The organism is Helicobacter sp. MIT 99-5507 (assembly GCF_003364295.1).
Lineage (GTDB): Bacteria > Campylobacterota > Campylobacteria > Campylobacterales > Helicobacteraceae > NHYM01.
This window is the reverse complement of sequence record NZ_NXLO01000002.1, coordinates 410,489-425,883: the sequence shown is the minus strand read 5'-3', so window position 1 is coordinate 425,883 and position 15,395 is coordinate 410,489. Positions and strand designations below refer to the sequence as shown.

Sequence of the window (15,395 nt, the reverse complement as noted above, 5' to 3'; positions counted from 1 at the left end):
GCCTTTGTATAGACTAAATTTGCAGGTGCTGCTGTCCCAAAAATATTATTTATTTCTTCTACGATTAAATCTTTTGGTTTTTCAGGTTTCTCTGGTTTAACAACACTTCCACCAGTTTTATTGATGAAACAACTACTATTGTTATTTTGGTTAGTGCAGAAATCTTGTTTATACACTGCTGTATTCGTAAAATTAATTTGGCTATGTGTATCAGGTTTGCCTGTGCAAGTATAAAATCCGTAACTCGTGCAAAGATTTGATTGCTTTAAGACATCTTGTTTGAACGAAATTGTCTCCTTGCCATCACTTCCTTTTTTCTTATCTACGACTTTATCTAAATCACCTATCCATACACAATTGACGAATTGTTTTGAATCACTACTAACACCACTAGAATTAGCGACTTGGTACTCATTGATGCAAACTCGCGTCTCATCTCTACCAGGACCAGCTGCATAAGCGACACTAGCTAAAAATAAAAACACAAATAAAGATCGTGAAAATACTCTCATTTTACCTCCTAATGTTAAATATAATGTTTTTTCAAGGTTTATAAACATATAATGCCATCTTTAAAACCATGTGCCCATAGCTCAGCTGAATAGAGCAACAGGTTGCGGTCCTGTAGGTCGGGGGTTTGAATCCCTCTGGGCATACCATCTTTAAACTACTTAAATAGCCTACAACTACAATATACAGCAATTTCAAAAATTATTGAATGAAATATTAACAAAAAATAACAAAATATAGAAAAATATTTACTTTTGATATATTTATAATAAAATATTAATTTTAATAAATATAGTGTTCTTTTTTTGGGGGAGGGTATGAAGAAAGATGAAATTATCCAAAAAACTATAGATTTTCTAAATAAAAACAAAGAAAATCACGAAATAGAGAATCTAACTCTAAATGTAATCCTAAAGCATTTAGGAATCTCAAAGGGGAGTTTTTATTATCATTTTAAAAGTAAAGATGATTTACTCTTTCAAGTAATTAATCCACTTATAAAAAATCAAACTCAAGAATTTAAACAAAATATAAAAAAGCTAAATAATCTAAAAGAGCAATTTTGTTTATTATTTGAACCATTTATTTTAGAGCCAGATAATAATAAATTAAAGCAGATTGAGAACTTTTATGTAAATTTATTTTTTAGAGAATATCCAAATAAAATAAAATTACAAAATACAAAGAAAATATATACAAAGATTAAAAATGATAGAAAATCTCTACTATTTCAAGCACTAAAATATAATGATATTAAAGTAGATAAAAAGCTAACGATATTACTTGAATTTTTAGATACAACGATGATATTTTATTATTATATAAATAAGGTTTTATACAAAAAATATACAAATAATGAAATATTAGATTTAATAGATATGCTATGTAATTTGATAGAAAAACAATATAAAAATAAGTAAGCTAAATACCCTATTTTATATATAATTGATAATACAAATTTTATTTTGGAGTGGTTAAAAAATGAAAACATATCCTAAGCTATTTTTTAATAGAGAATTATCATGGCTTACATTTAATACAAGAGTGTTAAATGAAGCAAAAAATACAAGGATTCCACTATTAGAGAGATTAAAGTTTGTTGCTATATATGGAACAAACTTGGATGAATTTTATATGGTTAGAGTAGCTGGATTAAAAAGATTATATCTAGCAGGAATCACAGAATATAGTGCCGATAAGCTAACCCCATTGCAACAACTAAATGAAATTAGAAAATACATACATAATGAAAAAGATGAACTACAAAAAGTATTTGGTGAAATAAATAATGCTTTGGCAAAAGAAAATTTAAGTTTTAAAGAATTTAGCGAGCTAAATGAAGAACAAAAAAAATATTTACAAGAGTTATTTCATTCATCTTTATATCCTGTAATTGTGCCGATTATAGTAGATTCTACGCATCCATTTCCACACTTAAATAATCTATCATTTGCAATGGCAATAAAACTAAAAGATTCTGCAAATAAAATAAAATTTGGAATGGTTAGAATTAGTAGAATGTTACCTAGGTTTATAGAAGCTGCGGAAGGCGTATATGTGCCGATTGAAAATGTTGTCGGAGAATTTATAGGAGAAGTTTTTGAAGGTTGTGAAGTAATATCATATACTCCATTTAGAATCACAAGAAATGCAGATATGGAGATAGAGGAAGAAGAAGCTGATGATTTTATGGAGATTATGGCAGAAGGGCTAAAAGCAAGAAAAAAAGGTGAGATAGTCCGCCTTGAAGTAGGAAAAAACAAAGATACTAGCTTGCTTGAATTTATTACAAATCATATAAAGATTCAAAATGAAGATATATATGAATATTCAATACCACTTAATTTAGGCACATTATGGCAAATAATTGGTGCAAAAAAATTTGCTCATCTTACACTTCCTACATTTAGTGCAAAAATATTACCTCCACTAAATAATAATGCAGATATTTTTCATACAATTGATAATAATGATATATTATTATTTCACCCATATGAAAGCTTTGATCCAATAGTCAATTTTATTTCTAGTGCAGCAAAAGATCCTGATGTATATGCAATACGAATGACGCTTTATCGTGCTGGTAAAAATTCACCTATAATAAAAGCTTTAAGTGAAGCAGCAGAAAATAATAAGCAAGTAACTGCATTGGTTGAATTAAAAGCAAGATTTGATGAAGAAAATAACCTATATTGGGCAAAAGCATTAGAAGCTGCTGGGGCACATGTAATTTATGGAATCCCAGGACTTAAAGTGCATGCAAAAATAGCATTAGTCATTAAAAAAGTGGGCAATGAATTTAAAAAATATGTCCATCTCTCAACTGGCAACTACAATCCTGCAACAGCAAAAATATATACTGATATTAGCTACTTTACTTCAAATGAAGGAATTGCAAATGATGCAGTAAAATTCTTTCATACACTATCTACAGGATATGCACAACAATGCAAGCTAGATTCTATACTTGTAGCACCAACACAAATAAAGCCAAAAATATTGCAGCTAATAAAAGAAGAAATGAAATATGGCAAAGATGGATACATAATCTTAAAGGCTAATTCTATCGTCGATGTAGATGTGATAGAAGCCCTTTATGCTGCAAGCAAGGCAGGGGTAAAAATCGATATGATAATTAGAGGTATATGCTGTCTAAAACCAAAAGTAGCAGGAATTAGTGAAAATATAAGGGTAATTTCAATTATTGGAAAATATTTAGAACACGCTAGAATCTATTATTTTAAAAATAGTAATCCACAAATCTATTTTGCAAGTGCAGATCTCATGCCTAGAAACTTAGAAAAAAGAGTTGAGATAATGACACCAATCATTAAAAAATCAATTGCTGATAAATTATTTGGGATACTAAAATTGCAATTAGAAGACAATATCCAATCTCACGAATTACAGGAAGACGGCACTTATATAAAACTTTCTCCAAAAGATAATAATGCCACAAATTCACAAGAAGAATATGAAAAATATGTAAATTTGATATTTAATAGCTCGATAAAAGCAAAAGATACAAAAACAAATAAGCTTTTAAAGCGAATGATAGGCGAGAGCTAGGATTTGTTTTAAGATTCTAGAATCTTAGATTCTAGGATTCTGTATAAAAATATATAAAATTTTCATAAATATTAGGAATCTCTTTTTATTATTTTAAAAGAAAATTTAAATGTTTATCTAATATAAAAATTCTTATAATTGCGTCTTTCAAATTTTATTTTTTTAGAGTTATAAATGAGTGTTTTAAAAGTAATAAAGCGTAATGGAAGAATCGAAGATTTAGATATAACAAAAATACAAAAATATACAAGCTCTGCTATCAAGGATTTGGCTGGAGTTAATCAAAGCGAGTTAGAAGTTGATGCTAGGATTTTATTTAGAGATGGAATTACTACTGAAGAGATTCAACAGACACTAATTAAAACAGCAGTTGATAAAATAGACATAGACACACCAAATTGGACTTATGTAGCTTCTAGATTATTTCTTTATGATTTATATCACAAAGTAAGTGGATTTACTGGATATAAGCATTTAAGGGATTATTTTCAAAAAGGTATGAATGAAGGTAAGATACTCAAAGGCTTTAGTAATAAATTTGATTTAGATTTATTGAATGATTATATAAAGCCCGATAGAGATTTACAATTTAACTACTTAGGTATTAAAACGCTATATGATAGATATTTACTAAAAGATAGAGATAATAAACCAATAGAATTGCCACAGCAAATGTTTATGGCAATTGCTATGTTTTTAGCTCAAAATGAAGAAGATTGTAATAAAAAAGCTATGGAATTTTATGATGTATTATCTAAGTTTGAAGTTATGGTCGCAACGCCTACTTTATCAAATGCTAGAACACCTAGACATCAATTATCTAGTTGCTATGTAGGCAGCATGCCCGATAACATAGAAGGGATATTTGATAGTTATAAAGAAATGGCATTATTATCTAAATATGGCGGTGGAATTGGATATGATGTATCTAAGATTAGAGGCCTTGGAAGTTATATAGATAATCATAAAAATGCGGCGGGTGGCGTAATACCATTTTTAAAAATCGCAAATGATGTAGCAGTAGCAATAGACCAATTAGGAACTAGAAAAGGTGCGATAGCTACATATCTTGAAGTATGGCATATAGATATAGTAAATTTCATAGATTTAAGAAAGAATAGTGGTGAAGAGAGAAGAAGAACTCATGATTTATTCCCTGCATTATGGATTTGTGATTTATTTATGAAAAGAGTGCAAAATAATGAGCTTTGGACTTTATTTGACCCTTATGATGCAAGTGATCTTACAGAGCTATATGGCAAAGAATTTGAAGATAAATATATAGAGTTTGAACAAAGAGATGATTTACAAAAAGAGACAATCAATGCAAAAGACTTATGGAAAAAGATACTAACTAACTATTTTGAGAGTGGATTGCCATTCCTTTGCTTTAAAGATACTGCTAACAAAACAAATCCTAATGCTCATAGTGGGATTATAAGAAGCTCAAATCTTTGCACGGAAATCTTTCAAAACACTTCACCTAGTCATTATAAAGTAAAAGTAGAATTTGAAAATGGTGATATGGAATTATTTGAAGAAAATGATATTGTCAAACTTGATAGTGGATTAGAAAAGAAAGCAAATAAACTCACTTCCTTAGATAGCATAAATAGTAAAAGAATATTTACAACACAAAGAGAAGGAAGCGGTGGTGAAAGTGCAGTATGTAATCTAGCAAGTATAAATCTATCTAAGATAAATACAAAACAAGACATAGAAAGAGTGGTGCCTATTGCTATTAGAATGCTTGATAATGTGATAGATTTAAACTTTTATCCAACAAGAAAAGTTAAAGTTACTAATATAAAAAACAGAGCTATTGGATTAGGTGTTATGGGTGAAGCAGAAATGCTAGCAAGAGAGCAAATAGTATGGGGCAGTGAAAAGCATTTGTATAAAATTGATAGGATTATGGAATTAATAAGTTTTAATGCTATCAATGCAAGTAGTGATATAGCAAAAGAAAAGGGGGTATATCCAGACTTCAAAGGCTCGAATTGGAGTAAAGGTATCTTCCCTATTGATTTAGCTAATAATGAAGCCTTAAAGCTAATAGATAGAGATTTATTTGATAAATGTGATTGGGATAATCTAAGACAAAAAGTTTTAACTCAAGGTATAAGAAATGGTTATCTTATGGCAATAGCACCTACAAGCTCAATATCTATTCTAGTAGGCACCACACAGACGATAGAGCCTATTTACAAAAAGAAATGGTTAGAAGAGAATCTAAGTGGAATGATACCTAATGTCGTGCCAAATCTAAATGTTGATACATATAATTATTATGTTAGTGCTTATAGCTTAGACCAAAGAGATATAATAAAAGTAGCTAGTATAAGACAAAAATGGATAGACCAAGGACAGAGTGTAAATATATTTATGGAAATAGACAAAGCAAGTGGTAAATATCTAAATGAAATATATATGCTAGCTTGGAAGCTTGGATTAAAATCTACTTACTATCTAAGAAGTCAAAGCCCTGATATAAAAGATGAGACCATAGATAGAAGCATTGAATGCTATAATTGTCAATAAGGAGTTAATATGAATGAGTTGCAAGATAAAGTTTTAGGTGTTGCAAAGGAATTTAAAAGAGTATGCAATGAAAACAACCTTAGATATTTTATGTAATGTGGAACATTGCTAGGAGCAGTAAGGCATAAAGGTTTTATTCCATGGGGGGATGATGATATGGATTTTTATATGCCAAGAAGTGATTATCAAAGACTGATAGAACTTGATAAAAATGGAATCTTTGATAAAAAATTTATTTTTAAACATTGGGATAAGACAAAAAATTATATTTGGAATTTTGGAAAATTAGAAGATACCACGACAACATGCATAGAATCTACAATAGCACAAAATAATGTTAATTATAAAAGTGGTGTAGGTATTGATATTTTTATTTTAGATGGGGGGGGGCAGCGACAAAAATCAAGCTAGAGAACATTTTTTATTAATGGCAAAATTAGCAAATCGTAGATATGATAAATACTGGAAAGCAAAGCTAGCAATAGAAATCCCTTCCCAATAAAACAACTAAAACAAATTATTTTAGATTCTAGGCGAGAACTTCTAAGATTTGATTTTGTTATGAATTATTTTAAAAATAAATTTCAAAATTTAGAAAACAAATATGATTTTGACAAATCAAGATATATAACTTCTGCATTTGTATTAAATGTATATCAAGGTGCATTGCATGAATATAAAGATTTTATGCCTTACATTGAACTTGATTTTGAAGATACTAAATTTAATGCACCAAATAATTATGATACATACCTAAAGCGACTTTATGGTGATTATATGACGCTACCACATTGAAGAGAGAACAGGGCATATGCCGTATTTTGTAGATTTGAATCTAGCATTTGAAAAATATGATGCACCATATTTAAAATAATCTATTTTAAAATAGTAAAATTCACACTATGGCTATCTCCATTGCTATCTATTACGCTTAATGTATGATAGCCAGAATCTAGATTTAAAATCATTGTATTATTTTTACTCACTCCTAAATATCGCTTATCGAGATACCAAAATACATTATTGTTATTGATATTTGCAATCCTTGCAATTAGCTCATTTTTTCCACTAAAATCTTTTGTGCGAATGATTGAGAGATTATCCTTTGGATATAAAATCTGCAAACCTTTACCTTCTTTTTTAATATTGATATTTTGTTCTTTATAATATTCAAGCAAAGATAATGGTAAATTAATTTTTGTTATCTCTCTTGCATTGATAAAATCTTTATGAAGAGAATTTACTTCTTCTAAATTATCATTTAAAAATACATTTACCAAAAATGGTGATTTCTCTAGTGGTTTTGCATGCTTTGGATATAAGGCTTTTGTAGATTCTATATCTTTATAATTTGTATCATATCTATAACCTGTAGGTAAATCTAGTAAAATCTCTTTTAAATCATCACTTTTTTCAAACTCACCGCCAACATTCCCCAAATCATTTACAATATCAAATAATAATGCCCCGGCAGTATCTAGCCCAAATAAATTTGGATTAGAATCTCCATTAAAATTTCCAGCCCAAACTACTATGGTATATTTTGGTGAAGTTCCTGCAGCCCAAGCATCTTTTCTGCCATAGCTTGTGCCGCTTTTCCAATAAAATATTTTTTTGTTGATAAAATAATTATCAACCCCTATTCGTTTTACATTTTTCAATGCATCAAGCATTAAATAAGCACTTCCTTTTGAAAATAGCCGTTTGGTAGAAGATTGTCTATTGGTATCTCTAGTATAATAAATATCTCCAAATTCACCATAATTACCAAATCCCACATAAATCTTTGCTACATCTTCTATAGTGATTTCTTTTGTGCCAAGTATCAAAGATAATCCATATCGCTCAAAATTACTATCATCAAATCTTAGAATCTCTTTTAGATTAAAGAAAAATTTATCATATCCATACTTTTGTAAAAGCGATACAAAAGGGACATTTAGTGATTTTATCAAAGATTCTCTTGCACTAATTAATCCAAAATATTTTTTTGATGCATTTCGTGGCTTGAAATTTGAAAAAAATGTAGGTGCATCAACTAGCTTTGATTGTGGTGCTATTATTCCATTGTCAATAGCAAGTGCATATAATAATGGCTTTAGCACAGACCCAGGACTTCGTTTTGCCAATATTCCATCAATTTGTCCAAAACCATCAATATCAAGAAAATCTTGAGAGCCACCATAAGCTAATACTTCCCTACTTTGTGTATCAATAATTATTCCAGCTACATTTTGTATGCCAAGAGTAAGAAGTTTTTTGTGATATAGTTTTAGCCTATCTTCTAGCAGAATCTGTATATTTTTATCTAATGTCGTTTTTATCACAGGATTGTCAAATCTAAATGCCAAATGAGGGGCAAGATTCTTAGAACGATTAATAGTTGGCAAATTTTCATTTTTTGCTAATTTTAGATTATCTTCATCTATATATCCTCTTTTATGCAATTCATCTAATAATCTATTTCTCTTTTCTAACAATAAATGATTATTTCTACCAATATTAATAAGCCCTGGAGAATGTGGCAAAACAGCAAGAAGCGCGCTTTCTCCCCAAGTCAAATCTTTTGGATTTTTTTGAAAATATAAAAGCGATGCAGCAGCAACACCAATGATATTGCCACCATAAGGAGCATTATTAAAATACATCTCTAAAATTTCATCTTTGCTATACAAAGATTCTAGTCGTAAGGCTAATATCATTTCATTGATTTTATTAAAATATGTCCGTTTATTTTGATACAAAAGCTTTATAGTTTGCATCGTGATGGTGCTACCACCAATACGTTTCTTGTATCTTACATTAATATACATGCTTCTTAAAATAGCTCCAAAATCAATACCAATGTGAGAATAAAAATTTCTATCTTCAAATATAGATGTAGCAATGCTTAGCTTTGAGCTTAAATGTGAGCTATTTTTGATATGCCATTGTTCATCTTTGTTTAAAAATATGCTTAATATTTCATCATTTTTATCAAGCATACTTTTGCCATAGCGACTAGAAAAAGGATCGTCTTTTGGATTAAAACTAAAAAATACAAAGCAAAAATAAAGAAGAAATATAAAAAATAAAAATAGCAGTATTTTAAAAAAAATATTGCTATTAAATTTTTTTTTAGAGATTCTAAACATAATTATAAAATACTAGAATCCCTTATTTGCTAAAAACATTTACTCTAAAGCTATCACTACTTGCTTTGTAATTACCATCATACATTGCTTCAACATACGCAGGTGGAAGAGTATAATTCCCCGGTGTAACTGCATTAATCTTTACATATACAACTTGTGGTTTATTATATAGATCAAAAAACCACATAATTTTATCATCTCTAATGTCTGTATAAGTAATAGTTGAATTTGCATTTGCTACTCTATTTGCAACAGGATCATTATTTAATCTAGTATTTTCTATCTCCCAACCACTAGGTAAATTCTGCACCAAAGCAATATTTTTTAAATAATTTTCATCATCTAATTTTTCTAATGTAAGTTTTATATAAAAACTCTTTGAGCTTTTTAGGTTTCTTGGATTGATTTGTTTTTCATTATTATAATTATCAATCTCTACAAATTCTCTTTTTAGCTTTAAATTTTTGGATATATTATCGCCTGCTTTATTTGCAATAATCCCTTCCCAAGTATAATTTATAAATAAATTTTTATTAGATTCTACTTTTGCAACTCCATCATTTAGACTAAATATAATATTAGAAGAATCTTTGTTAAATGATTGTTTTTTATTATTTATCGTGATTGTGCCTTCGATATTACTATTTTTTGCATCTTCTTTTATATCTGCTAATACTAGTAGCGCATAACTCGTAGTTTGGGTAGAGAGCCATTTATCACTCTCTAATGCATTTTTAATATCATCATATAAGCCTTTATGAATCTTATTATTTATGATTTTATAGGCTTGAAGTATCATTGCTTTGCTTCTAAGTGATGAACCATAGCTATAATCATAATAATTAGACTTATCATTTGGCTCAGTGTTAAGATTTGCAGAAATCTTAGTAGCTATATCATCAAATCCAGCAAGTTTATAGCTTGCGGCAAGTAGCCATTTATTTACAATACTTAGAGAATTCATATTGTTTTCATAAATCTCATTCATGATACCAAGCTGCACATTTCCACTAAGAGCTAAAAGATATAACGGATAAATATCATTGTAATTATTTCTTGCATTTTTTATTTGATAATTAATCACTCTATTTAGCATATCATCACTGACTACAAAACCTTGTTTTTTTGCCATGAATAGAAAATGGCTAGCATAATTACTTCCCCAAAAATCGCTACTTCCTTGACCCATCCAATACGAGAATCCTCCATCGCTAGTTTGAAATAATGCAATCCTTGAAATACCTGCATTGATATTATCTATCATCGTTTGCTTATCTATAAAACCTGCATTACTTAGCTTATCAATAAAAAGCTGTGGAAATATGCTTGAAGTGGTTTGTTCAATGCAACCATATGGGTATTTAATAAGCCATAATAATCTATGATCAATACTTAAAATCGGTGTATTGCTAATTGTTATTTTTCCAATATTTGACTTACCTACAAATGATGATGGGGCATTTATCGTAGCTATTTTATTATCGCTATTGATTATAAAATTATCTATTAGTGTTGTATATGGATTTGGTGCTTTTATGTCTATATTTGTGGAATCTGTCATAGAGAAATCACCACTTTTTAAATTAATAACAATATCTTCAATACCAATCTCCTCTCTTACATGACCTTCAAAAAATACTACTTTTGATTTTTTATCATTAAAAGATAGATTGTAAGATTGCTTATCAAAATTTATAATGCCATTGCTTTTTATGCTAATTGTTGCATTTTTGACATCATCTTTTATTGGCATAATTTCTACTGGAATCTTAAAATAATCATTTATTTTTAGACTTCGTGGTATTGTAGGCAACATAACAACAGGGGCACTCACTCGTATATTTTTATCTGCACTGCCAAAATTATTTTCATCTACAGCAACAACCATCACTCTTAGGCTTCCTAAATACGATGGAATCTTAAATTCAAAATTTGCCTTGCCTTCCTTATCACTTTGCATTGGTTTTACAAAAAATGCTACAGCCTTAAATCGCTCTGCACTATCATCTTTTTGCTTATTTTGGCTTCCTAAAGATTCAGCAGCATAATCACCACCGATTGAATATACTTTTTCGATTCTACCTGTAATTTTATTTACCACATATCCATATGTATCAAATGTATCAATATTATATTTCATTTTTGCATAGAAATAATCCCAAGGTGAAGGGGTTTTAAAATTTGTAAGCCCTAGTAAGCCTTCATCAACTAAAGCTATTGTATAAGTTACTTGTTTGTTTTGCTTATTTGAGACTTCTACATTTACACTACTATTTGGCAGAATCTCATTTGGTGCTTTTATATCAACATCTAGCTTTGTTTTATCATTTATGATTTTTATAGGCACAACCCCATATAATCGAAGTGAGCGATCATTATCATTATCTTGATAATTTTGGAGCAATAAAACGCTAGCATATAAATTTGGTGAATATTTTTCATCAATCTTGATATCTACAACACTTTGATTGTCTTTTGTATCAATCCAATATCTATCCAAAATATTATTACTATCACTTATAGTAATTAAGGCTTTACCACCTTTGATGCTCTCAAATATAACTTTTGCTGTATCATTGTGGTTATATTCTTTTTTATCGGTTTTTATTTGTAATTGAGTGATTTTATCTACATCAAGTGGCTCTCCCCAAGATGATGAATACAATAATATAGATGCACTTTGATTATTTGTAGAATCTATCACTTCTACTAGAATCTCACCTCTATCTTTTACTTTAAAGCTTATATTATTTGTCTTATTATTAGTGGTTATTTCACCCTCATTTATAAGCTTTGTATTTTTATCACTTTTTATAGATAAAGCATATTGTTCATAACTACTATAATCCCACCACCAAGAATAACTATTGTTATAAATTTTATATTTTAGTTTTCTATTTGCAATAGGTTTTTCATTCTCATCAATCAATATTACAGATAGATTTATATTATCATCTTGCTTTATATATCTTGTGCTAGGTTGTTTTATACCAACAAAGCTATCAAAGAATTTTAAATTTACTACTTTTCTGTTATTTACTTGTCTGCCATTATTTTCAAATACTCTTGCTATAAGCACTGCTTCTAGGTTCTTATCAATTTTATTAATATTTTTTATATCTATATTACCTGTTACACTACCATTATCATTTAAGTTTCCATTGTAGCTTCTATTATCTTGATAACTTAAGTTTGTCTTGTTTTCAAATATATAATCTTTATAATTTTTAGATATAAAACTTTTTGGTCTAATAAATACATCTACATCGTATTCCAAGCCACTTGCTGGAGCGCCAAATAGATAATCACTTTGAATTGCAAATTTGATATTTTTTTCTTTCTTTAAATCGATCTCATCTAATACATCAATATCAACTTTAATTCTATTTGGCACGACTGCCTCAACTGCAATTTTATGATTAAATACATTTCCACCAATATCTACACTTATATTATAAGTCCCTGTATCTGCATTTTTATCTGTGGTAAATTCATAATAATAGATTCCATTTTGTATAGGAGATATGCTAAGTTCATTTATTTGCTTTTTGTTTCTTGGGGTTGTGATTGTTAGCTTTATTGGATGTTCTATCTTTGAAGTGCCATTTCTTGCAATGATATTTAAATATACTGTATCTCCAGGACGATATACATCTCTATCTGTGTATATAAATGCTTTTAAATTGTTGCTATCATCTATACCACCGACATCAAAACCATCTAAATTTAATTTCATAGAATCTAAATGTAAAATCGCAAAATCATCACCTTTTGTTCCATATAAATACATAGGTTTTGTATATTTTGCAGTCTTATTACTAGAATAATTAAGTGTTACATTTCCATCTTTATCTGTGATTCCACTTGAGATAGTTTGATTATTTATGCTTATAGATTGGATATTTACTCCGCTTAATGGCTTATTATCTCTTATGTCAATTGCAGATGCTATGATTTTATTTTTCTCTCCATCATAAAAACTCTGTGCAATTAATGCCATATTTGAAAATACTATCTGTTTATATAAACTACCATTGTCATCAAAATAATTATATTGTCTCCAATCTGATGTGCCTGCTGGGAATTTATAATCAACATCATCTTTACCAAAATGCAAACTAACAATAAAAACTCCACTAGTATCTTTGATAAAACTTAAATCAATCTCATTTTGCACCCAAATATTTTTAGGAGAATCTATATCAATAGTTATTTCTTTTATCGTATCACCAATATAACTAAAATCACTGGTTAGCCAATAATAATTTACATTATTTTTTATCAAATCTGATTTGTTTAAAAAGTGAGTTATATTATTTGCATATATTTTTTTTACTACAATATTTGCTTTTTTGACATTTATAGAACGAAATGCAATCTTTTTATTATTTACATCTGGGAGGAAGATTCCATCATTTGAAAACTTAATCCTTGGTGGTATATCATAAGTCTTAATATCTATTTTTACATCTTTTTCTAGTTTGCTATTTTGTGATTTGATACCTTTTAGAATCTCAACTACATAATCAACATCTTGTGCAAAATTACCTGTAATATTTATAATATTGTCTATTTGAGATGCATTAAATTTCACATTTGGAGAGATTCTTATAAAATTATTAAGATTGATATTTTGTTCTAGTGCTTGTGAAAATTTGATTTCTATACTTATTTTATCGCCATTAATTATTTTTGAGCTAATTACATCTAGTGATATGTTTTTTGGTGCTATTATCTTTTCATTTATCTCTTTTTGTAAGCCCATATCTTTTGATAATATAAGATTATATGTATCATCATTTTGTTTTGGAGAATCCATAAGCGTTGAATAAATATAATAAGTATTTATTTGTTCTGAATCTTTATTTATATTTAGTTCAATGCTATTTCCATTTAAATCTAATAATTTTAGATTCTCTTTTATATCTTTTAGCGATACCTTCTGTGATAATTCTAATTTTGCTTCAAGTTTAATCTTGTCTAAAAATTGAGTATCTCTAATAAAATTAATATCTTGAAATTGTGCTTCTATAGGCTTTGTCTCAAAATTTATTATAAGATTCTTGTTATTGATATTAGAATCTGCATTTTTATTAATTAGACTAGAATCTAGTTTTATTTCATATTTTTTATTTCCACTAAAAGGCTCATCTGGCAATAAAATGATTCTATTGCCATTGCTAAATACATAGCTACCTATAAAATAATTGCCATTTACTTGTATTTCACCATTTGCAACAATTGGATTATTATTATTTTTTTTTGCAATTTCACTATCAAATAAAATCGTAGGTTTGACATCTGTTTGCACTAAACCATTTGTCTTTTCTATAATTCCTTTTTGCTCGTTACTGCATGATATAAAAAATAAAGATATACAAGCAAGCAATATTTTAAATAATTTCATAAAATTCCTTATTTCACTATAAATCCAGCATCTTCTACTGCCTCAATCACATATGGCAGCCTTTTTTCATCATCAATATCTACTTCTAGAATCTTATTGTCAATATCTATATTTAGAATCTTCACGCCTTCACATTCACTAACAAATCTTTGAATCTTTTGGACGCAATGATTACAACTCATTCCATCAACACTTAAAGTCTTTTTCATCTAAAAACCTTTGAGCAATAATTCATCTGTATTCATTATTCCGATACCAGAATCTAGCACTTTACTAGCAATCTCTTGTGCTTCTTTTAGTGAGTGCATAGCAGCAGTTCCGCATTGATAAATATTTAATTCTGGAATATCTTCTTGATTTTTTACTCTCAATACATCTCGCATAGAATCTTCCCATGCTTCTTTTACACTATCACAAGTTGGCTTACCTATAACACTCATATAAAATCCAGTTCTACATCCCATAGGTGAAATATCGATTATTTCAACACCATTGCTATTTAAGTGCTCTCTCATAAATCCTGCAAATAAATGCTCTAAAGTATGAATCCCTTTTTCACTTAAAAGTTCTTTATTTGGTATTGTAAATCTCAAATCAAAAACACATATATCATCACCTTTTGGTGTTTGCATAACTTTTGCTAATCTAACAGCTGGAGCTGGCATCCTTGTATGATCTACTTTAAAACTATCTAATAATGGCATATTATCTCCTAATGATTTTATTTATATATT

General features: G+C 28.6%; 8 protein-coding genes, 1 tRNA gene and 1 pseudogene. 5 read left to right on the top strand and 5 right to left on the bottom strand.

All coding sequences use genetic code 11. The annotated features are described in order from the left end of the window. Window positions 1-512: hypothetical protein (locus tag CQA42_RS04625; RefSeq protein ID WP_147289257.1), on the bottom strand; the 512-nt coding region annotated here is incomplete at its 3' end. A 70-nt stretch (window positions 513-582) separates the two neighbouring features. On the opposite strand from CQA42_RS04625, the gene CQA42_RS04620 reads away from it, so the two are divergent. From CQA42_RS04620 to CQA42_RS08450, 5 genes and pseudogenes are all read left to right on the top strand, one after another. Further along, window positions 583-659 (top strand) — tRNA-Arg (locus CQA42_RS04620). A gap of 168 nt (window positions 660-827) precedes the next feature. Beyond that, window positions 828-1,430: a TetR/AcrR family transcriptional regulator gene (locus CQA42_RS04615; protein ID WP_115583519.1), complete on the top strand. Its 603-nt coding sequence runs from the start codon at window positions 828-830 to the stop codon at window positions 1,428-1,430. A 61-nt stretch (window positions 1,431-1,491) separates the two neighbouring features. Continuing rightward, entirely contained in the window at window positions 1,492-3,579 is a 2,088-nt protein-coding gene (locus tag CQA42_RS04610) for an RNA degradosome polyphosphate kinase (RefSeq protein ID WP_115583518.1), read from the top strand. Between the two features lie 174 nt (window positions 3,580-3,753). Then, window positions 3,754-6,120: a ribonucleoside-diphosphate reductase subunit alpha gene (locus tag CQA42_RS04605; RefSeq protein ID WP_115583517.1), complete on the top strand. Its 2,367-nt coding sequence runs from the start codon at window positions 3,754-3,756 to the stop codon at window positions 6,118-6,120. Window positions 6,121-6,225: 105 nt separating this feature from the next. Next, a pseudogene (locus tag CQA42_RS08450) lies at window positions 6,226-6,915 on the top strand (phosphorylcholine transferase LicD). 80 nt (window positions 6,916-6,995) lie between these two features. Here CQA42_RS08450 and pbpC read toward each other — a convergent pair. Genes pbpC through luxS form a run of 4 tightly spaced genes read right to left on the bottom strand, consistent with a single transcriptional unit; the run spans window position 6,996 to window position 15,365 of the window. Further along, the gene (gene pbpC / locus CQA42_RS04590) at window positions 6,996-9,254 is read right to left on the bottom strand and encodes a penicillin-binding protein 1C (RefSeq protein WP_115583514.1); all 2,259 of its coding nucleotides are present in this window, start codon (window positions 9,252-9,254) and stop codon (window positions 6,996-6,998) included. Window positions 9,255-9,276: 22 nt separating this feature from the next. After that, window positions 9,277-14,661 (bottom strand): alpha-2-macroglobulin, encoded by a 5,385-nt coding sequence (locus CQA42_RS04585; RefSeq protein WP_115583513.1) that lies wholly within the window; start codon window positions 14,659-14,661, stop codon window positions 9,277-9,279. Window positions 14,662-14,669: 8 nt separating this feature from the next. Further along, window positions 14,670-14,870, bottom strand: coding sequence for a heavy-metal-associated domain-containing protein (locus CQA42_RS04580; protein WP_115583512.1), 201 nt, complete (start codon window positions 14,868-14,870; stop codon window positions 14,670-14,672). Continuing rightward, the gene (gene luxS / locus CQA42_RS04575) at window positions 14,871-15,365 is read right to left on the bottom strand and encodes an S-ribosylhomocysteine lyase (RefSeq protein ID WP_115583511.1); all 495 of its coding nucleotides are present in this window, start codon (window positions 15,363-15,365) and stop codon (window positions 14,871-14,873) included. It lies immediately after the preceding gene. Window positions 15,366-15,395 lie beyond the last annotated feature (30 nt).

Coding starts and splice junctions, on each gene's coding strand:
- CQA42_RS04585 (WP_115583513.1), bottom strand. CDS start 14,661: ATGAAATTATTTAAAATATTGCTTGCTTGTATATCTTTATTTTTTATA.
- luxS (WP_115583511.1), bottom strand. CDS start 15,365: ATGCCATTATTAGATAGTTTTAAAGTAGATCATACAAGGATGCCAGCT.
- CQA42_RS04605 (WP_115583517.1), top strand. CDS start 3,754: ATGAGTGTTTTAAAAGTAATAAAGCGTAATGGAAGAATCGAAGATTTA.
- CQA42_RS04610 (WP_115583518.1), top strand. CDS start 1,492: ATGAAAACATATCCTAAGCTATTTTTTAATAGAGAATTATCATGGCTT.
- CQA42_RS04615 (WP_115583519.1), top strand. CDS start 828: ATGAAGAAAGATGAAATTATCCAAAAAACTATAGATTTTCTAAATAAA.
- pbpC (WP_115583514.1), bottom strand. CDS start 9,254: ATGTTTAGAATCTCTAAAAAAAAATTTAATAGCAATATTTTTTTTAAA.
- CQA42_RS04580 (WP_115583512.1), bottom strand. CDS start 14,870: ATGAAAAAGACTTTAAGTGTTGATGGAATGAGTTGTAATCATTGCGTC.